General features: G+C 68.5%; 19 protein-coding genes and 1 pseudogene. 19 read left to right on the top strand and 1 reads right to left on the bottom strand.

Annotation, left to right across the window (positions count from 1 at the left end):
* Positions 1 to 3 precede the first annotated feature (3 nt).
* The 3 genes from ACF08W_RS19420 to ACF08W_RS19410 all read left to right on the top strand — a co-directional run bounded on the left by ACF08W_RS19420 (position 4) and on the right by ACF08W_RS19410 (position 3,461).
* Positions 4 to 462: a universal stress protein gene (locus tag ACF08W_RS19420; protein ID WP_385217744.1), complete on the top strand. Its 459-nt coding sequence runs from the start codon at positions 4 to 6 to the stop codon at positions 460 to 462.
* 211 nt (positions 463 to 673) lie between these two features.
* The gene (locus ACF08W_RS19415) at positions 674 to 2,464 is read left to right on the top strand and encodes an IlvD/Edd family dehydratase (protein WP_385217742.1); all 1,791 of its coding nucleotides are present in this window, start codon (positions 674 to 676) and stop codon (positions 2,462 to 2,464) included.
* Positions 2,451 to 3,461: a C-terminal binding protein gene (locus ACF08W_RS19410; protein ID WP_392279948.1), complete on the top strand. Its 1,011-nt coding sequence runs from the start codon at positions 2,451 to 2,453 to the stop codon at positions 3,459 to 3,461. The genes ACF08W_RS19415 and ACF08W_RS19410 overlap by 14 nt, the downstream gene beginning before the upstream one ends.
* A gap of 208 nt (positions 3,462 to 3,669) precedes the next feature.
* Here the strand turns inward: ACF08W_RS19410 and ACF08W_RS19405 are convergent.
* Positions 3,670 to 3,871 (bottom strand): annotated as a pseudogene (locus ACF08W_RS19405) (MFS transporter); the annotation flags it as partial.
* Positions 3,872 to 4,115: 244 nt separating this feature from the next.
* Here ACF08W_RS19405 and ACF08W_RS19400 point away from each other — a divergent pair.
* The 16 genes from ACF08W_RS19400 to ACF08W_RS19325 all read left to right on the top strand — a co-directional run bounded on the left by ACF08W_RS19400 (position 4,116) and on the right by ACF08W_RS19325 (position 20,875).
* Positions 4,116 to 5,021 (top strand): LysR family transcriptional regulator, encoded by a 906-nt coding sequence (locus ACF08W_RS19400; RefSeq protein WP_385217735.1) that lies wholly within the window; start codon positions 4,116 to 4,118, stop codon positions 5,019 to 5,021.
* Positions 5,022 to 5,463: 442 nt separating this feature from the next.
* Positions 5,464 to 7,032 carry a 4-hydroxyphenylacetate 3-hydroxylase N-terminal domain-containing protein gene (locus ACF08W_RS19395; protein ID WP_392279947.1) on the top strand — a complete coding sequence of 523 codons (1,569 nt, stop codon included), beginning with the start codon at positions 5,464 to 5,466 and terminating at the stop codon, positions 7,030 to 7,032.
* A 274-nt stretch (positions 7,033 to 7,306) separates the two neighbouring features.
* Positions 7,307 to 8,185 carry a VOC family protein gene (locus tag ACF08W_RS19390; RefSeq protein WP_392279946.1) on the top strand — a complete coding sequence of 293 codons (879 nt, stop codon included), beginning with the start codon at positions 7,307 to 7,309 and terminating at the stop codon, positions 8,183 to 8,185.
* Entirely contained in the window at positions 8,182 to 8,985 is an 804-nt protein-coding gene (locus ACF08W_RS19385) for a dimethylmenaquinone methyltransferase (RefSeq protein WP_392279945.1), read from the top strand. The genes ACF08W_RS19390 and ACF08W_RS19385 overlap by 4 nt, the downstream gene beginning before the upstream one ends.
* A 25-nt stretch (positions 8,986 to 9,010) precedes the next feature.
* On the top strand, positions 9,011 to 9,412 hold the full coding sequence (locus ACF08W_RS19380; protein WP_392279944.1) for a cupin domain-containing protein: 402 nt from the start codon (positions 9,011 to 9,013) through the stop codon (positions 9,410 to 9,412).
* Between the two features lie 66 nt (positions 9,413 to 9,478).
* Positions 9,479 to 11,056 (top strand): aldehyde dehydrogenase family protein, encoded by a 1,578-nt coding sequence (locus tag ACF08W_RS19375; protein WP_392279943.1) that lies wholly within the window; start codon positions 9,479 to 9,481, stop codon positions 11,054 to 11,056.
* A gap of 14 nt (positions 11,057 to 11,070) precedes the next feature.
* Positions 11,071 to 11,472, top strand: a complete 402-nt coding sequence (locus ACF08W_RS19370; protein ID WP_385217716.1) for a RidA family protein — start codon at positions 11,071 to 11,073, stop codon at positions 11,470 to 11,472.
* A gap of 77 nt (positions 11,473 to 11,549) precedes the next feature.
* Positions 11,550 to 13,010 carry a purine-cytosine permease family protein gene (locus ACF08W_RS19365; RefSeq protein WP_392279942.1) on the top strand — a complete coding sequence of 487 codons (1,461 nt, stop codon included), beginning with the start codon at positions 11,550 to 11,552 and terminating at the stop codon, positions 13,008 to 13,010.
* Between the two features lie 140 nt (positions 13,011 to 13,150).
* The gene (locus ACF08W_RS19360) at positions 13,151 to 13,738 is read left to right on the top strand and encodes a flavin reductase family protein (RefSeq protein WP_385217708.1); all 588 of its coding nucleotides are present in this window, start codon (positions 13,151 to 13,153) and stop codon (positions 13,736 to 13,738) included.
* Between the two features lie 2 nt (positions 13,739 to 13,740).
* Positions 13,741 to 14,934: an acyl-CoA dehydrogenase family protein gene (locus ACF08W_RS19355; protein WP_392279941.1), complete on the top strand. Its 1,194-nt coding sequence runs from the start codon at positions 13,741 to 13,743 to the stop codon at positions 14,932 to 14,934.
* Between the two features lie 32 nt (positions 14,935 to 14,966).
* Positions 14,967 to 15,785 (top strand): fumarylacetoacetate hydrolase family protein, encoded by an 819-nt coding sequence (locus ACF08W_RS19350; protein ID WP_385217703.1) that lies wholly within the window; start codon positions 14,967 to 14,969, stop codon positions 15,783 to 15,785.
* 384 nt (positions 15,786 to 16,169) lie between these two features.
* Entirely contained in the window at positions 16,170 to 17,024 is an 855-nt protein-coding gene (locus tag ACF08W_RS19345) for a HipA family kinase (protein ID WP_392279940.1), read from the top strand.
* Complete coding sequence (locus ACF08W_RS19340) at positions 17,021 to 17,404, top strand: DUF3037 domain-containing protein (protein ID WP_352274276.1); 384 nt, start codon at positions 17,021 to 17,023, stop codon at positions 17,402 to 17,404. The genes ACF08W_RS19345 and ACF08W_RS19340 overlap by 4 nt, the downstream gene beginning before the upstream one ends.
* A gap of 235 nt (positions 17,405 to 17,639) precedes the next feature.
* Complete coding sequence (gene fabG / locus ACF08W_RS19335) at positions 17,640 to 18,401, top strand: 3-oxoacyl-ACP reductase FabG (RefSeq protein WP_352274277.1); 762 nt, start codon at positions 17,640 to 17,642, stop codon at positions 18,399 to 18,401.
* Between the two features lie 20 nt (positions 18,402 to 18,421).
* Positions 18,422 to 19,177 (top strand): SDR family oxidoreductase, encoded by a 756-nt coding sequence (locus tag ACF08W_RS19330; protein ID WP_392279939.1) that lies wholly within the window; start codon positions 18,422 to 18,424, stop codon positions 19,175 to 19,177.
* A 117-nt stretch (positions 19,178 to 19,294) separates the two neighbouring features.
* A complete protein-coding gene (locus tag ACF08W_RS19325) occupies positions 19,295 to 20,875 on the top strand; it encodes an ABC transporter substrate-binding protein (RefSeq protein WP_352274546.1) in 1,581 nt (526 codons plus the stop codon).
* Positions 20,876 to 20,912: the final 37 nt, after the last annotated feature.

Raw genomic sequence — 20,912 nt, 5'->3', positions numbered from 1 at the left:
TCCGTGACTGACCGGAAGCAGGACGGGGAACGCATCGTGGTCGGAGTGGACGGATCGGACTCATCGAAGCAGGCCCTGCGCTGGGCCGTTCACCAGGCCGAACTCACCGGCGCCACGGTGGAGGCGCTGACCGCTTGGAGCCTCCCGCAGTTCCACGGAGCGCTCGGTTGGCTGCCGCCGTCCAGCAGCGACGAGGCGGCGGTCGAGGCGCGGGCGCACAGCTCCCTCACCCAGGTGGTCGGAGAGACCGTGGGAGACCCCCCGCCGGTGGACGTACGCACCGAGGCGCGCTACGGCACAGCGGCCGACGTCCTGCTCACGGCGGCACACGGAGCGTCCCTGCTCGTCGTCGGCAGCCGCGGCCTCGGGGGCTTCGCGGGGATGCTCCTGGGCTCGGTGGCCCAACACTGCGTCCAACAGGCCGTCTGCCCAGTGGTCGTGGTGCGCGACGACAGTCGTTGAACACCTGGGACCGAGGCATCGCCGATGCGGCGACCCCAGGCAGCTCACGGCGCGCCATGATTCCGCCCACTCGGAAATGTCTGTACTTTTCACTCCATTCCCTCAACTTTCCTCGACGAAGGCCCTTGGTGAATCCCCAAGGCCTTTCGTCCGAGCCACAGTGATTTCCGGTGCCGAGGCGAAATCCCGAACCGGTCGCGAGGAGCTGATCATGTCAGCGACACAACACAGCACGGGGAAGCTACGCAGCCAGGCATGGTGGGACAACGCGGAGAACCCGGAGATGACCGCTCTGTATCTGGAGCGGTTCCTGAACTACGGCTTCACGCGTACAGAACTCCAGTCGGGTCGGCCGATCATCGGAATCGCCCAGACCGGTAACGACCTTGTCCCCTGCAACCGGCACCACCTCGCTCTCGCCGACCGGGTCAAGGACGGCATCCGCGACGGTGGCGGCATCCCGTTCGAGTTTCCCGTCCATCCGTTGCAGGAGACCGGAAAACGCCCCACCGCGGCGCTGGACCGGAACCTGGCCTATCTCGGACTGGTCGAGGTGCTCTACGGATACCCGCTCGACGGAGTGGTTCTGACGACAGGCTGCGACAAAACGACGCCTGCCTGCCTGACCGCGGCGGCGACGGTGAACATCCCGGCGATCGTCCTGTCCGGGGGACCGATGCTCAACGGCTATCACAACGGCATGCGGACGGGCTCGGGACTGGTGATCTGGCAGTCGAAACGACTCCTGGCCAGCGGCCGGATCGACCACGACGAATACATGGCACGGGTGACCGCCTCCGCGCCCAGCACCGGGCACTGCAACACCATGGGCACCGCACTGTCGATGAACAGTCTGGCCGAGGCCCTGGGCATGTCCCTGCCCGGCTGCGCGGCGATCCCCGCCCCCTACAACGAGCGGGCGCAAATGGCCTACGACACCGGCCTGAGGGCGGTGGCCCTGGTACGGGAGGACCTGACCCCCCGCAAGATCATGACCCGGCACGCCTTCGAGAACGCGATCGTCGTCGCATCGGCCATCGCGGCTTCCACCAACGCGCCCATCCACATCAACGCCATCGCACGCCACGCCGGGGTCGATCTCTCCAACCAGGACTGGCACCGCGTCGGACGTGACATCCCGGTGCTGGTGAACCTCGCCCCCGCAGGAGAGTTCCTCGGTGAGGACTTCCACCGGGCCGGCGGTGTCCCGGCGGTCATGCGGTCGCTGCTGGAAGCAGGCCACCTGCACGGCGACGCCGCAACCGTCTCGGGCCGCTCCCTGGCCGAGGACCTTGAGGACGTCCCGCCCGCCGACCCGGCAGTCATCCGCCCCGTCCACGACCCCGTCAGCGCGAACGGCGGACTGCTCGTCATGACCGGGAACCTGTTCGACTCCGCGATCATGAAAACGTCGGTCATCAGCGACAGCTTCCGGGCCCGCGGCCCGTCAGACCCCGACGCTCCCTCGGTGTTCGAGTTCCGCGCCGTCGTCTTCGACGGGCCCGAGGACTACCACGCCCGCATCGAGGACCCGGAGCTCGGCATCGACCAGGACTGCATCCTTGTCATGCGCTACACCGGGCCCGTCGGATACCCGGGCTCGGCCGAGGTCGTGAACATGGAACTCCCCGCAGGGCTGGTGCAGCGAGGGATCACCGCTCTGCCCGCACTCGGAGACGGCCGGCAGAGCGGCACATCGGACGCACCGTCCATCCTCAACGCCAGTCCCGAGGCCGCGGTCGGCGGCAATCTCGCCCTCCTGCGCACCGGTGACCGGATCCGTATCGACCTGGACAACGCACGCGTCGACGTTCTCCTGCCGGACGAGGAGATCGCCGCGCGGCGGGCCACCCACACCCCTCCGGTACTGGAGCACCAGACACCGTGGCAGGAGATCTACCGCGCCACGGTCGGCCAACTGGACAGCGGAGCCTGCCTGGAGCTCGCCGTGCCGTACCAGGACCTCGTCCACACCAAGGGAATTCCCCGTGACTCGCACTGACCCCCGCGGAACGATCCTCGTCGCCGACTCCGACTTCGGCGACGTGGACATCGAACGCGCCATCGTCGAAGGCGCCGGATTCCGGCTTCTTGCCGCACAGTGCAAGACCGAGGACGAGGTGATCGAGGCGGGACGCGACGTCGACGGCATCCTGACCCAGTACGCGCGGGTCGGCTCCCGCGCCATCGACGCGCTGACCCGCTGCCAGGTGATCGCCCGCTACGGCACCGGCGTGGACATCGTCGACATCGACGCCGCCACCCGGCGCGGCATCCAGGTCACGAACGCCCCGAACGAATGGTGTGCCGAGGAGGTCGCCGATCACGCCGTCGCCCTCTGGCTCGCCGCCGCCCGTAAGATCTGCCGGTACGACCGGGCGACCCGACAGGGCGAATGGCACTGGAAGACCGGAAGGCCGATCCACAGACTGAGGGGCCAAGTGCTGGGCCTGCTGTCGTTCGGGGCCATCGCACGGCTCGTCGCCGAACGCGCGAAGGCATTCGGCGTGGAGGTCTGGGCACACGATCCGTTCATCGACCAGTCCGTGATCCGGGATTCCCAGGTCCGGCCGGTGTCCTTCGACGACTTGGTGGAAGGCGCCGACCACGTGGTGATCCAAACGCCGCTCACCCCGCGGACACACCACACCTTCGACCGCGCGACGCTCCGACGGATGAAGCCGACCGCCATCCTCGTCAACACGGCACGCGGCCCCATCGTGGAAGACGCGGCGCTCCACCAGGCACTCACCGAACAGTGGATCGCCGGCGCGGCACTCGACGACATCGAGGAGGAACCCGCGAAACAGCGCGGATGGCTCCCGACGAACCCCCTCCTCGACCTGCCCAACGTGATCGTCACCCCCCACGCCGCCTACTACTCCGAGGAATCCGTCAGGGCGGTACGGGCCATCGCCGCCGAAGAAGCCGTACGGGTGCTGACCGGCCAACCGGCACGGTTCCCGGTCAACGAACCGCCTGCCGGCTCTCGCCCGTGACGCCCGGCAGGGCACGGACAGGGTGCCCCGCCGCGAGTCGTGGGAACCGCCCGTAGCCGCGTACGAGGGTCGCGACACGAGAAGAGCCCGGCCGCGTCGGCGTGCTGCTGTTCCGGATATATCCGTGCTCCCCCGTCCGACCGGCCCGTTCAAGGCCCGGAACGGGCCGGTCCGACACGCGGCGCGCGTCCCGGCGCGAGGACCGACCGACGACGAGCGGGATCACCAGGAGCGCGCCGCGCGGGAAGCGGCCCGCCCCGGGGGGCGGCCACGAAATTCCCGAGAACACCGGCGACGCCGTAGACGAGAAGCAGGGTGCCGATCACCGTGGAGCCGGCCCCGGATACCTCCTCCAGCACGAGCCGTACGTACGTATAGGCGGTGAAGTGCCCGGTGACCAGCAGGCGGACGCCGCAGCGGAGGCGTCAGAGCCGTTCGCACGGGCGGATCAGCGGCGGGGGTGAACCGGCACCTGCCCCCGCTCCCGCCCGGGAGCGGGGATCCGGCCTTTCCCAAGGCCGATCAGGCCGAAGCTGTCCGTCGTGACAAGGCGGTCACGGAAGCGGAGGCTCGGTCCCTGACGAATGCGAAGGTGAGGTTAATCTCTGTTGCCGGAGAATTTCGGGGGCCGCGAAAGGTCGAAGGTCAAAAGGTATGGATTTTCGTCAGATCCAGTATTTCAGGGCCGTCGTGGAGGCCGGTTCGGTTTCACAAGCCGCCAAGAACATGAACATGACACAGCCTCCGGTGAGTCACGCCATCGCGAAGCTGGAGGGCGAACTCGGCGTACGCCTCCTCGAACGTACGGTGAAGGGAGTCCATCCGACCCAGGCCGGGCTCTACCTGCTCTCCAAGGGCGAACGCCTGGTGGCCGACCGGGACCGCGCCGTGGAGACGCTGAAGCTGATGGGCGAGGGCGCGGTCGGGGACCTGCGCATCGGCGTGGAGCCCATGGTCATCAACGAGATCGTCGCCGATGTGCTGGCCGAGTTCCTCGACCAGGCTCCGGGGGCCCGCGTCAGCCTGACCGATGTCACCCCGGACCTGATCGTGCAGGGAATTCGGGACGGCCGACTGGACATGGGGTGCATCCCCTTCGGACCCAGTCAGTTCGCCGGCTTCGTCACCGATTTCTGCGACTCCCTCCCCATCCTGGGCATCGATATCAAACTCGCCGTTCCCCGGCCTCGCGCCCGTGAGGACCACCCCGGCGGAAAGGGGTGGGGGCGATGGATCATCCCCTATCGCATTCCAGCGTTCGTCGGCATGCCCGAGGTCGTCGAGAACGCGCTGGTGGGTGACGAGACCTTCGAGGTGCTGGAGGTCTCCACCCCGCAGACCGCCGTGGCCTTCGTGGCCGCCGGGCTCGGCGTGGCCCCCGTGACCCAGCGGATCGCGGGAAGGACGGACGCGGTGGCCCTCCTCGATCCTCCGCACTGGCTCACTCCGATGCAGGCCACGCTGCTGTGGCGACGGGACGCCGAAATCAGCCCGTTGATGCGGCACTGGCTGGAGGCGACCCGGGTCGTCGCGGAACACCGGCGTGCGCTCAAGTCATGAGCCGGGGCGGCCCGGCAGTCTTCCGGGCGGGCCGCCATACAAAAAACTATGCCCCCCTCCCTTGCGTCACATATGGAACGCGCGGAAAAAAAGTGGGGCCACATCTCGCACAACGAGATGAATTCGCTGTGACGTGCGCCACTCCCCAGGCGGCCCGGCTGATCCGCCCCTCGCCCGCAGGTGCGAGAAATGCCTGTTCAGAGGCTTCTTGTCAGCCGTGCGCCCCGCGCTGACCGACTCGTACGGCGTCTGCCCCGCACCTCTCAAGCGCCCCGTGAACCATTGCTCGGGACCAACCTCCGTGTAAGCCTTCCGGCAATTCGACGCCGCAGGCAACTTCGGATCGGCACATCAAATCCCTCTTCGCGCGGGCAGCTGATCACGCATGGCCTGAATCCGGTGTGATCCATTTCTGTCGGGGAGAAGATGGGGTTTTCGTTCCATGAACACAGAAAATGCAAATCAGTCGCCTCCCGGCCGCACCGGCCGTGAAAGCATCCCCTTTACCGGCACCGAGTATCTGGAAAGCCTGAACGACGGGCGAGAGGTCTGGATCTACGGTGAGCGTGTCGAGAACGTTGCCGAGCACCCCGCGTTCCGCAACTCGGCCCGCATGATCGCCCGTATGTACGACGCGCTGCACGACCCGGCGCGCAAGGACATCCTCACCGCGCCCACCGAGGACGGCGGTTTCACCCACCGCTTCTATCAGGCGCCCAGGACCGTCGAGGAGCAGGTGGCCTCGCGCGACGCGATCGCCGAGTGGCAGAAGATCGCCTGGGGCTGGATGGGGCGCTCGCCCGACTACAAGGGCTGCTTCCTCGGCACCCTGGGCGCCAACGCGGAGTTCTACCGCGGCTTCGAGGACAACGCGCGCACCTGGTACCGCAAGGCCCAGCAGAAGACCTGGTACATCAACCACGCGATCATGAACCCGCCGGTCGATCGCGGTCTCGGTGCCGACGCGGGCAAGGACGTGTTCGTCCGGGTCACCCGGGAGACCGACGCGGGCTTCTACGTCACCGGCGCCAAGGTGGTGGCCACGGGCTCGGCCCTGACCCACTACACCTTCGTCGGCCATGTGGGCCAGGTCGCCGTGCAGGACCCGGCCTTCTCCCCGGTGTTCATCATGCCGACGAACTCCCCGGGCGTGAAGCTGCTGTGCCGCACGTCCAACGAGTACCGGGCCGCCGTTCTGGGCAGCCCGTTCGACTACCCGCTCTCCAGCCGACTGGACGAGAACGACGCCATCCTGGTCCTCGACGACGTGTTCATCCCCTGGGAGAACGCGTTCATCTACAACGATCTGGAGCAGGCGAACAAGTACAACATCCACTCCGGATACCTGGAGCGCGCCTCCCTGCACGGCTGCACCCGCTTCGCCGTCAAGATGGACTTCCTGGTCGGCATGCTGTCCCGCGCCCTGGACGTCACCGGGGCCGGCCAGTTCCACGGCGTCATGTCGCAGCTCGGCGAGGTCATCGCCTGGCGCAACACGTTCTGGGCGCTGTCCGACGCGATGGCGAAGAGCGCGGTGCCGTGGAGGGGCGGCATGATCCAGCCGGACCCGCACTTCGCCGGCGCGTACCGGGTGATGAACCAGCTGGCCATGCCGAAGGTCAAGAACATCATCGAGCAGGTCGTGGCCAGCGGGCTGATCTACCTCAACTCGCATGCCGACGACTTCAAGTCCCCGGAGATCCGCGGCTACCTGAACACCTATGTGCGGGGCACCGGCGGCATCGACGCGGAGGAGCGCGTCAAGGTCATGAAGATGCTGTGGGACTCCATCGGCACGGAGTTCGGGGCTCGTCACGAGCTGTACGAGATCAACTACATCGGCAGCAACGACGTGACCCGGCAGACGAATCTCTTCGGCGCGCGGGGCAGCGGCCTCCTCGACTACTGCAAGGACTTCGCGCAGAGCGCCATGGACGAGTACGACCTGGACGGCTGGACCGTGCCGGACCTCGTCGGACCGGACGACGTCAGCATCCTCAGGAAGCGCTGACCACCCCGCGGGCTCCCGGTCGGGGGAGCCCGCCAATGGGCCATGCGTGCCCTCGCGCCGCCACCGTCGTCCGGCGGCAGGCCTGAGCCCGGAGATTCGGTGCCCGAGCCCCGAGCCCCGAGACCGGACCCGGCCTGCCGACGCCTCGCAGTACCGCACGGCCCACCGGCGACGATCCGAGCGTGTCACCTCGCTCCCACCCACCACAGGAGGACCCGTGGCCACGGCAATCGACACAGCCCACGTCACATACGAGGCACCTGACCTCCAAGTCATGGAGAAGTTCCTCACCGCGTTCGGCATGACCAGGGCCGAGGGCAGCGACGACCAGACGCTGTACATGCGGGGAACCGGAACCCAGCACCACATCCACGTCACCCGCAAGGCCGCCAAGCAGCGCTTCGTCGGCGCCACGATCGAGGTCGCCGCCTACCAGGACCTGGTCGAACTCGCCGCGAAACCGGGGTCTTCCGCGATCACCGAGTCGACGGAGCCCGGAGGCGGCCAGGTGGTGTCGATGGCCATGCCGGACGGCATCGAGATCCGGGCGATCTGGAACCGCGACAAGGTGGAGCCGATCGCGGACCGGGAGCCGTTCGTCATGAACAACATCCGGGACAAGAACCGGGTGAACTCCTTCGTACGGCAGCCGGTCGCACCCTGCACCATCGCCCGGCTCGGCCACTTCGTGCTCCATGTGAAGGACCACGACGCTTCCATGGCCTGGCTGAACGAGCGCTTCAACTTCCTGCCCTCCGACTACTTTCTGCCGCCCGGTCAGGACGGACCCGTCGTCGGCACCTTCGTCCGGCTCGACCTGGGCGAGCGGCTGGTGGACCACCACTTCATGCTCGTGCTCCAGTCGGACTGGGTGGGTGTGCACCACAGCGCGTTCGAGGTCACCGACATGGACGCGGTGATGTCCTCGCACGACTACCTCCTCCGGCAGGGGTACGCGCTGGACGTCGGAGTCGGCCGCCATCTGCTCGGCAGCCAGATCTTCGACTACTGGAAGGATCCCTTCGGCTTCCGTATCGAGCACTACACCGACGGCGACACCGTGGACGGCAGCCACAGGCCCGGAAGGTTCAACGGCACCGCCGGCGACACCACCCAGTGGGGCAACCGTCCGCCGCTGGAGTTCTTCCAGTGACCGGCGAGAAGCGCGCGCTGCGCGCGGAACCCGTAGCGGCGTCGACGGTGTCCGAGCCTCCTTCGTCCACCGTGCACGAACCGCTCTCGTCGGCCGTTCGTGAACAGTTGGCGCGGGCCGGGTCGTCCACCGTCGCCAACATGCTGCTCCGGCACGGCCTGCGCAACGTCCTGATGACCGACGTCCACCCCCTGACCAGGGGCGCGGCCCCGATGGTGGGGCCGGCCAGCACTCTGCGATTCATCCCCGCCCGCGAGGACGTGGACAGCCTCGCCACTTACGCGAGCAGCCAGAACCTGCACCGGCGCGCGATCGAGGAGTGCCCGTCCGGCGCGGTGCTCGTGATCGATGCCTTCGGCTCCCGGGCCGGGGCGTCCATGGGCGACATGATGGCGGCGCGGCTTGTCCGCCGCGGGGTGTCCGGTGTGGTTACGGACGGCGGATACCGGGACTTCGGCGCCATCGCCGGGACCGGGCTGCCCTGCTTCCACCGGGGCAACGCGCCCGCCGCGACCCCCATCGCCCTGCACCCGGTCGCGCTGGACGAGCCGGTCGGCTGCGGCGGCGTGGCGGTCTACCCCGGTGACGTGGTGCTGGGCGACGAGGACGGTGTCGCCGTGATCCCGCGCCGTCTGGCCGCGGAGGTGGCAGCACAGGCCGCGGACGCCGCCGCGTACGAGGAGTTCGCGGCTCTTGAGATCCGGCGCGGACGGTCCCTGTTCGGGCTGTTCCCCGGCACGCCGGAAAGCCGCCAGGAATACGACACATGGGTGGCATCGGGCCGCCCGGGTTTGGAGTGAGACAGTGAACATCGACCCCACGGTAATGAAGTCCCTGGAGGTCCTGATCCACGCCGCCGATCTCGACGACGCGAACTGGATCGACTACCCCGACTACGGGTTCCGCCAGTACTTCCTCTTCAAGAACCCCGAGACCGGCGCCAGCATCGCCCTCCTGGAGTACGAGAAGGGCGGCACGATCCCGACCAGGCACACGCACGCCTCGAACCAGTTCATGTACTGCCTCGAGGGCGACTACGAGTACACCGACTCCGGCCTGCGGCTGCGCCCCGGTTCGTTCTACATGAACCCGAAGGACCACCCCCACGGCCCGACGCTCGCCCATGAGCGCAGCGTGCTGGTCGAGATCTACGACGGCCCGCACTACTACGAGAAGCCCGACTACCACACCGACGAGACGATCGGGGACTTCCTCGCGAAGGGCTGACACGACCCAGCACGGCCAGGAGTTCACCGGACCCGCGCCATCGGCGGGAATTGAGGAGAAGCGGCAATGACCGAGACCGACAACACGAAGAGCACAGCCGGCAGGGCCGGTCCCCTGTTCGACACCGAGAAGGTACTGGCCGCGTTCGGCATGGACCACATACATTCCGGCACGTACACGGATTCCCTCGGCTGGGGTGCCGTCGAGGACCGTCCGCTCATCGAGGCGTTCTGCCCGGCCGACGGCACGATCGTGGGGCGGATCGCCGCCTCCGACGCCGAGGACTACGAGCGGATCGTCACAGCCGCCGTCGAGACGCAGAAGAAGTGGCGGATGGTTCCGGCGCCGCGCCGCGGCGAGTTCGTACGCCGGATCGGTCAGTTGATCGAGGAGAACATCGACGGCCTGGCAGCCATCGTGTCCCTCGACACCGGCAAGTCGACGATGGAGGCCAAGGGCGAACTGCGCGAGGCCGTCGACATGTCCACGCTGGCCGCGGGCCAGGCGCGGATGCTGTACGGCTTCACCCAGCAGTCGCAGCGCGCCGAGCACCGGATGTACGACCAGTGGCTGCCGCTGGGCGTGATCGGGCTGATCAGCGCGTACAACTTCCCCGCTGCGGTCTGGGCGCAGAACGGGTTCCTCTCCGCGATCGCGGGCAACACGGTGGTCTGGAAGCCGAGCCCCAAGGTGCCACTCACCGCCATCGCGGTGCAGAAGCTGGTCAACCAGGCGGCGGCGGAGATGGGGTGCGAGGGCGTCTTCTCGCTGTTCATCCCCGCCGACAACGCCGTCGCCGAGCGGCTGATCGCCGACACTCGAGTCGCGATGGTCTCCTTCACCGGCTCCACCGGCGTCGGTCGCAAGGTCGCCGAGATCGTCGGGTCGACACTCGGGCGCCGGTACCAGCTGGAGTGCTCGGGCAACAACGGCTGCATCGTCGACGAGACCGCCGACCTCGAACTCGCGGCGAAAGCACTGACGTTCGGTGTGGTCGGCACCACCGGCCAGCGCTGTACCAGCACCCGCCGGGTCATCGCGCACCGGAGCATCGCCGACCGTCTCGTCGAGTTGATGAAGAAGTCCTTCGACCAGATCACCATCGGGGACCCGAGGGACCCGGACTCCGTCGTCGGTCCGCTGATCGACGCACAAGCGGTGCAGGACTACCGCGACGTCCTCGCCCGCGCCGAGCTCGACGGGGCCACTGTTGTGTACGGCGGAAAGGTGATGGACCGTCCGGGCCTTTACGTGGAGCCCGCGATCGTCACCGGTGTGGAACCGCACTTCGACATCGCCCAGTCCGAGACCTTCGTTCCGATCGTCTCCGTGCTGGTCTACGACGACCTCGACGAGGCCATCGAGGTGCACAACGGTGTGGCCCAGGGGCTGGCCTCAGGCATGCACAGCACCGACCTGAACCACATCGAGACCTTCCTGTCCGCCCGTGGCAGCGACTGCGGCATCGTGCGCGTCAACATGGGCACCACGGGCGCCGATGTCGGCGCCGCGTTCGGTGGCGAGAAGGAGACCGGCGGCGGCCGTACGGCGGGTTCCACCGCCTGGCAGGGATTCATGCGCCGCCAGAGCGTCTGCGTGAACTGGGGCGGAACCTCCGCCTGGGACAGCCGAATCGATCTGTGAGGACCACCGCACCCATGAAGAAAGAACGTTTCTTCTCCGACTCCGTCCGCGAACCGGCGGACAGGACCTGGTCGAACTGTCTCCGCGTCGACGACCTGATTCTCGTCTCCGGCATGACCGCGCGTGGCAAGGACGGCGAGACCCTCCTCGGCGACACCGCCTACGAACAGTCCAGGGTCGTCTTCCAGAAGATCCAGGACATGGTCGAGGCGGCCGGCGGCGCCATGGACGACGTCGTCAAGATGACCATCTTCGTCACGCACATGAGTGACAACGCCCAGGTGTGGAAGGCCCGCGAGGAATTCTTCACCGGCGACTTCCCCGCCTGCTCGCTGGTCCAGGTGGCCGCCCTGGCCAAGCCGGAGATCCTCGTCGAGATCGAGGCCATCGCCATCGCGGGTTGCAGCAAGGACTGACCGAATACGGCGACACCCGGCGCGTTCCCCCGCGGAACGCGCCGCGGGCGCCCCTTCTCCTCCGACGGGTAGGAACTGTGTCGTCATCATCAACGAATCTGCAGAGATCCACCGACTCGAAGCTGGCCGCCGCGGCTGAGGACCATGCCCTGGCCAGCGTCCCGGCGACCGAGCGCCGAAGCGGCTACCAGCTCGCCCTCAGCCCGGTCAGCGTCGCCACCGCGCTCGTCGTCTTCGCCATCGCGGGCTTCACCGTCGTTCTCGCCGGCTTCACCGTGGGACTGATCGTCGGTGCCCTCGTCGCGGCCCTCGGGGTCTTCCTCGGCAGGGCACTCGGACGGATGGCCTTCGAGACCGGCATGTCCAGCACCATCACCTCCCGGTTCTTCGGGTTCGGCCTGCGGGGATCGTCGATCGGCTCGGCGATCTTCGCGTTCATGATCCTCGGCTTCCTCGCCATGGAGTCCGCCCTGCTCTACCAGGGCACCCTGCTGATGTTCGACCTCTCCGACTCCTGGACGACGCGCATCCTGCTCTACGGCCTCATGACCCTGCTGTGGATCGTGCTGGCCGTCTTCGGCCTCAAGCTCGCCCTGCGCGCGTCCGGGGTGCTGACAGCGGTCACACTCCTCGTCACGATCTACATGATCATTCACATCTACGTGATCGAGGGCGCCGACCCGATGGACGTGTTCCGCTACGCGGGCGTCGTCCCCGGTGGCCTGTGGCCGAAGTTCGAGGCCGCGATATCGCTCATGGGCGCGACGGCCGGCACCATCGCTCTCGTCACCACGGACTTCGCCCGCTACTGCCGGACCCGCCGTGACGTCACGGTCCTGGCCGCGGCCGGCCCGGTGACCCAGAACATCCTGATGACCGTCCTGGGTTCGCTCGTCGTCATCGGCGGCATGCCCGATGTCGTCACGTACCTCATGGACCACGACAGGAGCCTGACCCCGGAAGCGGCGGGCGCGGCGGGGAGCGACTTCGTCATGCAGAACACCGGCGCCTTCTTCGTGATCTTCGCCGCGTGGCTGGGCTTCGTCACCATCTACGCCGCGCAGGCCAAGGCCCAGGCCATCAACGCCTACTCCGGCTCGCTCTCGCTGGTCAACCTGGTGAACGCCCTCACCGGCCGGAAGCCGGGCAGGGCGGTGATGGTGGTCGTCGGAAACGTCATCGCCCTGGTGATGATCGGCGCCGGGATCCTGGAGAAGTTCTCCTCCTACCTCGCGTACCTCGGCGCCATGACCCTCGGCATGTGCGGCGTGATGATCGCGGACTACTACCTGGTGCGCAGGGCGCGGTACGACAGCCGCACCCACCGCGTGGAGAAGTGGAACTGGGCCGGAGTCATCACGCTGGCCGTGTCCGCCTGCGTCGGCATCGTCCTGATGGCCACCGATGTCTTCACCCTCGGCTTCCTGGTGTCGTTCGTCACGGCGCTCCTCCTGTACCCGCTGCTCCGGGCCTGGCTGCCCGAGGGCACCCGCACCTCCTTCGCCGCGGCAGAGGCCGCCGTCGAAGAAGCCCTCTGATCCCTCCTCTCCCGGGCCGGCGGCTACGTCCCACACCCCTCCGTGGCCGCCGGCCCCCACCCCCGGGCTCCCCGCCCCCATCCCCTGGCACCTCCCCACCCCGCAGGCGGGACGCCCCGACTCATCCAGAAGGTTCGCCCATGACCGACATCATGTGGAACGCAGAGATCTACGAGAAGGCCGCCGCCACCCCTCCCGCGTCGGACACCACGTACCCTCCGCTCCCCGATCCCCGCCAACTCCGCCACACCTTGGGCAACTTCGCCACCGGAGTCGTCGTCCTCACCTACCAGTCGGGCAACAACCACTACGGCGTGACCGTGAACTCCTTCACCTCGGTGTCCCTGGACCCGCCGCTGGTGCTGGTGTCCATGCAGCGCACCTCGCGCGCCCTCACCCACCTGCTGGAACGCCCCTTCGCGGTCAACGTCCTCGGGGAGAACCAGCTCGACACCGCGCTCCACTTCGCGGGCAAGCCCCAGGACCGGCCCATCGACTGGATCACGAACGGCCCGGCCCCGCGCGTCGGCGGCTCACCCGCCTACTTCCAGTGCACGCCCTGGGCCGGCTACGACGGAGGGGACCACGTCCTGGTGCTCGGCCGGGTGACCTCCTACGGCCAGCAGGACGACGCCCGGCCCCTGCTCTTCTATCGCGGCCAGTGGAGCGCGCTGGCCCAGGAACACGAGGACGGCACAGCCGACGGCACCCGTTCGGAAAGGAGCTGACCATGACCAGGTCCACCACCCCCGCCGACTTCGCCGCCCTCCTCACCCGGCTGGACGCCATCCGCCCCCTCGTGCTGAGCGAGGCATCCGACAGCGAGCGGCTGCGCCGCCCGACGCCCGCGGTCCAGGACGCCCTGCGCGCCACCGGAATCCTCAAGCTGACCGTGCCCGCCGAACTCGGCGGCTTGGACGCCTCCCCGCTCCAGGTCCTGGAGGTCATGGAGAAGCTGTCGCACGCAGACGCCTCGCTGGGCTGGCTGGTCCGGGTCCTGACCAGCGAAACCGCGACGGCCGCCGCCCACCTGGGCGACGAGGCCGTGGCCGAGCTCTTCGCCGACGGCGCGGACCCGCTGGTGGCCGGGCAGTCGGCGTCGTTCACCGGCCGGGCCGTTCGCGTCGCGGGTGGCTACCGGGTCGACGGCGTATGGCAGTTCGCCCCCGGCACGTCCATGGCCACGCACCTCAACCTCGCCGCCACCGTCGAGGGAACCGGCGAACGGGTGGTCTGCCTCGTCCCCCGGTCCGCCGTACGGATCAGCGACAACTGGAACATGCTGGGGCTGCGCGCGACCGCGAGCCTGGACTACCGGGCCGAGGACGTACGGGTCGAGGACGCGTACGTGTACGGCATCGGCCCGGACCACGTCCGCCGCGGCCGTCCCGCGAACCGGCTGAGCCCCGCCCACTGCGCCGGACTGCACCAGGCCGCCTGGTCCCAGGGGGTCGGTCGGCGCATGCTCGACGAGCTGCGCGAACTGACCCTCCGCAAGGACCCGGCGCAGGAGTCTCCGGTCACCAGCGACGAGTTCTTCGGTGAGTTCGCCCGCCACTTCTCCCATGTCCGCGGCACGATGGCGCTGCTCCGCGAGACCTGGCGCGAGAACGAGCTGACCCTCTCGACCGGAACGCGCCTCAGCGACGAACAAGAGACGATGTCGCGCCTCGCGTGCAGCCTCTCCGGCCGAACCGCGGTGGAGATCAGCCAGCTCGTGCACCGGTTCGCCGGAGCACAGGTCATGCGGGACGGTGTGCTGCAGCGCTTCTTCCGTGACAGTCACGCCGGCAGCCAGCACCGGGGCTCCTCGCACATCGTGACGCAGAAGTGCGGACGCATGCTGTCCGGGACCCTGCCCGCCGGTGCGCACTGGGGATTCTTCGACCTCGTCGTCCCGGGACACTCCGCCGCCGGCGCCTGAACACGCCCTCGCGGGAGAAGAAGGAAAAGATCATGAAACTGGCAACCGTACGCACCGCCGACGGAACGGTCGCGGCCCGTCTGGACGGCGACTTCTACACCGAGATCCCCGGCCACACCGACATCGGCGCCCTGTTGCGCGACGAGGACTGGCACCGGCTCGCGGCCGACGCCGACGGCCGGCGCATCCCGGCAGCGGGGGCCGGGCTGGACACGGTCGTACCGAACCCGTCGAAGGTGCTGTGCACGGGGCTCAACTACACGAGCCACATCGAGGAGATGGGCCGGGGCCTTCCCTCCCATCCCACCCTCTTCGCGAAGTTCGCCGACACCCTGACCGGCCCGGCCGACCCCGTGGCCACCGTGCCCGAGGACCCGGAGATGGACTGGGAGGGCGAACTCGTGGTCGTCGTCGGCCGCACCGCGTACCGGGTGGACGAACGCGCGGCGGCCGGTTGCATCGCCGGATACACCGTCGCCAACGACATCTCGATGCGCGGCTGGCAGTACCGGACCACGGAATGGCTCCAGGGCAAGATCTGGGCCCGCTCCACCCCGGTGGGCCCGGTTCTCATCACACCCGACGTCTTCGACCCCGCCACCGCGACACTGCGCACCACGGTCAACGGTACGACGGTCCAGGAACACGCGATCGACGACCTCCTCTTCACCCCCGCCCAACTGGTCGCGTACATCTCCACCATGCTTCCCCTCCGCCCCGGTGACCTCATCCTCACCGGCACCCCCGGCGGCGTGGGCCGGGCCCGCACTCCCCGCTGGTACCTGAAGTCAGGCGACGTGGCCGAGGTGACCATCAACGGCATCGGCACCCTGACCACCCTCATCACCTGAACCCCTCCCCACGCCCGCACGGCGGCCCGGAGAACCGCCCGACACGGCCGGACCCACGTTCGCCGCACCGCCACGGAGCGGCCGTCGTACACCCGGATCGGGCCGCGATCGTGTCGGAAGCCGGGGAGTCCGTCGTGACCCTGTCTCGGAGGCTTGGAAACTCCTCGTCGGCGATCACTCTCGGTTACTATGCTCACTTCATGCCGGAGGCCGGCAGCAAGGAGCGCGGCACCATCGACGGTCCGCTCGGGGAGCGCGGGGGATCAGCTTGCCAGCCGAAACTCCCAGATTCTCCGCAGCGCTGTCGAACCGCATCCCCGGCCTCTACGCTCTGAAGAAGTCCTCCGTGGATTGCAAGGTCGAAGAGATGGGTGGCCTGGGAAAATGTTGGAAGAGGTCGTAGCGACCCGCTACATCACGCCGCTACGTGAGGGCGGCTCGCTCCCCGGGATCGTCGAGGCCGACGACCTCGGCACGTACGTCATGAAATTCACCGGCGCCGGGCAGGGGCGCAAGACGCTCGTCGCGGAGGTGATCTGCGGACAACTCGGCCGACGGCTCGGGCTGCGCGTCCCGACCCTCGTCCAGATGCAGCTGGACCCGGTCATCGGCCTCGCCGAGCCCGACCAGGAGGTGCAGGAGCTGCTCAAGGCCAGCGGCGGGCTCAATCTCGGGATGGACTTCCTGCCCGGCTCCATCGGCTTCGACCCGCTCGCCTACGAGGTGGACCCGCGCGAGGCCGGACGGGTCGTCTGGTTCGACGCGCTGATCAACAACGTCGACCGGTCCTGGCGCAATCCGAACATGCTGGTCTGGCACGGTGACCTGTGGCTCATCGACCACGGCGCCACCATGATCTGGCACCACAACTGGCCCGGCGCCCGGACCTCCGCCGCCAAGCCGTACAACGCCTCCGACCACGCGCTCGCCCCGTTCGCCCCCGACATCGCGGCCGCCGCCGCCGAACTTGCCCCGCTGGTCACCGAGGAACTGCTCACCGAGGTCGCCGCGGACGTCCCCGACGAATGGCTGGTGGACGAGCCCGGCTTCGCCACCACGGACGAGCTGCGCCGTGCCTACGTAGAGGCGCTGCTGCCGCGCGCCGCGGCCATCCACGAGCGCATCACCATGGACGGCCCCACCCCGGACCGGCCGTCCCAGGCCCCCGGCTGGCTCACCGACCACCTCGCCCCCTGGCCCCACCCCACCAAGAAGAACGACAAGGACGGCCAGCGGTGAGCGAGCGCGATGTCTTCGAGTACGCCCTGCTGCGCGTGGTGCCCCGGGTGGAGCGCGGTGAGTGCTTCAACGCGGGCGTGGTGGTCTACTGCCGTGCCCGGAGCTTCGTGGCCGCCCGCACCCACCTCGACGAGGCCAAGCTGAAGGCCCTGGACCCGGCCGCCGACACGAGGGGCGTACGGGCCGCCCTGCACGCCGTCGAGGGCGTCTGCCTCGGCGGCGCACAGGCGGGCCAGGCCGCCCGCGACGACGCCGGCCGCCGCTTCCGGTGGCTGATCGCGCCGCGCTCCACGGTCGTCCAGCCGGGCCCCGTGCACAGCGGTCTCACCACGGACCCGGAGGCCGAGGTCGAGCGGTTGCTGGAGCTGCTGGTCCGCTGACGGTCCGCCGGCGCGCCGCCCCGCCGCCATCGCGCGGGTGGTGCGCCGGATGTGACATGCGCCGCGGCGGCCGCGCGCCGTTGACACCGGATGCCGCGGCTTCTAGCGTCTCCTCTGCTGAAGGTACTAAGCGGTCGCTCAGGCATCGGGAAGGTTCCGCACACGAGATCGAGATCCCGTGCCGGAGGCGCCCCGGACCCGCTGGGCGGCGATCCAAGGGCGAGGAGAACCAAGCATGTCCACCACCGAGCAGCGCGTCGCCGTAGTGACCGGAGCGGCCCGGGGCATCGGCGCCGCCACTGCGGTGCGCCTGGCGGCCGAGGGCCGCGCCGTCGCCGTACTCGACCTCGACGAGGCTGCCTGCAAGGACACCGTCGACACGATCACCGCGGCCGGGGGCCGGGCCCTCGCGGTCGGCTGCGACGTCTCGGACAGCGCCCAGGTGGAAGCCGCGGTCGCGCGGGTCGCCGCCGAGCTCGGCGCCCCGACGATCCTGGTCAACAACGCGGGCGTGCTCCGCGACAACCTGCTCTTCAAGATGAGCGAGTCCGACTGGGACACCGTGGTGAACGTCCACCTCAAGGGCGCGTTCCTGATGGCCAAGGCCGTCCAGAAGCACATGGTGGACGCCGGGTTCGGCCGGATCGTCTCGCTCTCCTCCTCCTCGGCGCTCGGCAACCGGGGCCAGGCCAACTACGCCGCCGTCAAGGCGGGCCTCCAGGGCTTCACCAAGACGCTCGCCAAGGAGCTCGGCAAGTTCGGCATCACCGCCAACGCCGTTGCCCCCGGTTTCATCGTCACCGAGATGACCGCCCAGACGGCCGCCCGGATCGGCATGGGCTTCGAGGACTTCCAGGCCGCGGCCGCCACCCAGATCCCGGTCCAGCGCGTCGGCCGCCCCGAGGACATCGCCAACGCCATCGCCTTCTTCACCGGCGACGACGCGGGCTTCGTCTCCGGCCAGGTCCTGTACGTCGCCGGCGGACCGCTCAACTGAACCCGGAGGGCTGGGACATCATGGCAGTGCAGGACAGCGGGAAGGTCGCGCTCATCACGGGCGCGAGCCGGGGCATCGGCTACGGGGTCGCCGAGGCGCTGGTGGCCCGGGGCGACCGGGTGTGCATCACCGGACGCGGCGAGGAGGCGCTCCAGGAGGCCGTCCAGCGGCTCGGCGCCGACCGGGCGATCGGCGTGGCCGGGAAGGCGCACGACGCGGAGCACCGGACCGAGGCCGTCGAGCGCACGATGGAGGCGTTCGGCCGGGTCGACTTCCTGGTCAACAACGCCGGTACGAATCCGGTCTTCGGGCCGATCGCGGAGCTCGACCTCGACGTCGCCCGCAAGGTCTTCGAGATGAATGTCGTCTCCGCGCTCGGTTTCGCGCAGCTGACCTGGAAGGCATGGCAGAAGGAGAACGGCGGGGCGATCGTCAACATCGCCTCCGTCGCCGGTATTTCCGCCTCGCCCTTTATCGGTGCGTACGGCATGAGTAAAGCGGCCATGGTCAATCTGACCCTGCAACTGGCGCACGAGTTCGCGCCGGCCGTCCGGGTCAATGCGATCGCGCCCGCGGTGGTGAAGACGAAGTTCGCCCAGGCGTTGTACGAAGGCCGGGAGGCGGAGGCCGCGGCGGCTTATCCGCTGGGCCGGCTGGGAGTTCCCGAGGACATCGGCGGCACCGCCGCGTTCCTGACCTCCAGTCAGTCGGAGTGGATGACCGGACAGACCCTGGTGGTCGACGGAGGGATCTTCCTGAACGCGGGTGTGGGCTGAGACGGCCTGAGCTGGTTTGGCCCTGATTGACTCAAGTGCCCTGTCGGGCCTGCGGATTGACCCGACGGGGCACTGCGGTATCGTCTGCCGACCCATGGCTGATCGAGGAGCGTGCACGTGTTCTACCGGGCCAGTCTGCAGGCCGCTGCAGTCTTTGCTTCCCTTTCTCTGCTGGCCGGCTGCGGACTTCTTTCCGACAGTGGTTCGAAGGGCGAGCAGAAAATAGTCGTCGGCACCACCAGTGAACCCTCGACCCTCGATCCGGCAGCGGCGTGGGACAACTCCTGGGAGCTGATGCGGAATGTCTTCCAGACCCTGGTGAGTTTCCCGACCGGAAGCACCAAGCCCGAGCCCGATGCGGCGGAATGGTGCAGGTTCACCGATGCCACCAGCACCTCCTACCGGTGCAAGATGCGCGAGGGTCTGAAATTCTCCAACGGGGACAAGCTCGACGCCGCGGCGGTGAAGTACTCCATCGACCGGATCTCGGAGATCGCCCTCAAGACCGGACCGGTCGGCATGCTCGGTTCGCTCGACCGTGTCGAGACGAAGGGGGACGACATCGTCGTCTTCCACCTCACCCGGCCGGATGCCACGTTCCCGTTCATTCTGGCCACGCCCGCGATGTCGCTGGTGGCCCCCAGTGACTATTCGCAGCACAAAATACGCAACGACGGAAAGGTCACGGGTTCCGGTCCGTACCTCCTCGACTCGTACAAGCCGGGGACCCGTGCCGAGCTGGTGAAGAACCCGGACTACCAGGGCTTCGCGCACCGCAAGAACGACGCGGTCACCATCCGGTACTTCAAGGAGTCCGCCCCGGTGGTCGCGGCGCTGCGGAAGAAGGAGATCGACGCGATCTACCGCGGTCTCACCGCCGAGGAGGTCGTCGGCCTGGAGCGGGACCAGTCCAAGGACGGCCAGCCGCGCATCGTCGAGACCGTCGGCGCCGACATCCGCTTCCTGGTCTTCAATCCCGAGGACCCGGCGGCGGGGAACGTGGCCGTGCGGCGCGCCATCGCCCAGCTCGTCGACCGCGACGCCCTGGTGGCCAAGGTGTACCAGGGGACGGCCGAACCGCTGTACTCCATGGTCCCCAAGGGCATCGCCGGCCACACCACCAGCTTCTTCGACGCGTACGGCGACCCGGACCGGGCCAAGGCGAAGCAGATCCTGTCCAAGGCGGGCATCAACAAGCCGGTCGAGCTGACGTTCTGGTACGCCACCGACCGGTACGGCTCCTCCACCGCCCCCGAGTTCGACGAGCTGAAGCGCCAGCTGGACGGCTCCGGGCTGTTCCGCATCACGCTCCGGAGCACGACCTGGACGCCCTTCCAGGAAGGCTTCACCAAGGGCGAGTACCCCGTCTTCGGCCGTGGCTGGTTCCCGGACTTCCCGGACGCGGACAACTTCATCGCCCCGTTCGTGGGCAAGCAGAGCGTCACGGGAATGCCCTACCTGAAGGACGAGATCACCAAGCAGCTGCTGCCGGAGACCCGCAGGAAGAGCGACCGGGGCGCGGTCGCCAAGCAGTTCGAGCGGGCCCAGCGGATCCTCGTCGAGGACGTGCGGCTGCTGCCGCTGTGGCAGGGCAAGCTGTACGTCGCCTCGGGCGAGGACATCGGCGGCGGCGAGCGTGCCCTGGACCCGCAGACGGTCATGCAGATGTGGGAGTTCTACCGCAAGACCAGCTGGTAGTCCGCACTGCGGGACGCGTTGTCAGTGGCCCCCGGTA

Source organism: Streptomyces sp. NPDC015144, assembly GCF_043079735.1.
Lineage (GTDB): Bacteria > Actinomycetota > Actinomycetes > Streptomycetales > Streptomycetaceae > Streptomyces.
This window is presented reverse-complemented; position numbering and strand designations above follow the sequence as displayed.

Excerpts from the sequence above, each read along its gene's own strand:
- ACF08W_RS19350 (WP_385217703.1), top strand. The coding sequence starts at position 14,967 with ATGAAACTGGCAACCGTACGCACCGCCGACGGAACGGTCGCGGCCCGT.
- ACF08W_RS19395 (WP_392279947.1), top strand. The coding sequence starts at position 5,464 with ATGAACACAGAAAATGCAAATCAGTCGCCTCCCGGCCGCACCGGCCGT.
- ACF08W_RS19330 (WP_392279939.1), top strand. The coding sequence starts at position 18,422 with ATGGCAGTGCAGGACAGCGGGAAGGTCGCGCTCATCACGGGCGCGAGC.
- ACF08W_RS19345 (WP_392279940.1), top strand. The coding sequence starts at position 16,170 with ATGTTGGAAGAGGTCGTAGCGACCCGCTACATCACGCCGCTACGTGAG.
- ACF08W_RS19370 (WP_385217716.1), top strand. The coding sequence starts at position 11,071 with ATGAAGAAAGAACGTTTCTTCTCCGACTCCGTCCGCGAACCGGCGGAC.
- ACF08W_RS19360 (WP_385217708.1), top strand. The coding sequence starts at position 13,151 with ATGACCGACATCATGTGGAACGCAGAGATCTACGAGAAGGCCGCCGCC.
- ACF08W_RS19380 (WP_392279944.1), top strand. The coding sequence starts at position 9,011 with ATGAAGTCCCTGGAGGTCCTGATCCACGCCGCCGATCTCGACGACGCG.
- ACF08W_RS19355 (WP_392279941.1), top strand. The coding sequence starts at position 13,741 with ATGACCAGGTCCACCACCCCCGCCGACTTCGCCGCCCTCCTCACCCGG.
- ACF08W_RS19400 (WP_385217735.1), top strand. The coding sequence starts at position 4,116 with ATGGATTTTCGTCAGATCCAGTATTTCAGGGCCGTCGTGGAGGCCGGT.
- ACF08W_RS19390 (WP_392279946.1), top strand. The coding sequence starts at position 7,307 with ATGGAGAAGTTCCTCACCGCGTTCGGCATGACCAGGGCCGAGGGCAGC.
- fabG (WP_352274277.1), top strand. The coding sequence starts at position 17,640 with ATGTCCACCACCGAGCAGCGCGTCGCCGTAGTGACCGGAGCGGCCCGG.
- ACF08W_RS19415 (WP_385217742.1), top strand. The coding sequence starts at position 674 with ATGTCAGCGACACAACACAGCACGGGGAAGCTACGCAGCCAGGCATGG.
- ACF08W_RS19375 (WP_392279943.1), top strand. The coding sequence starts at position 9,479 with ATGACCGAGACCGACAACACGAAGAGCACAGCCGGCAGGGCCGGTCCC.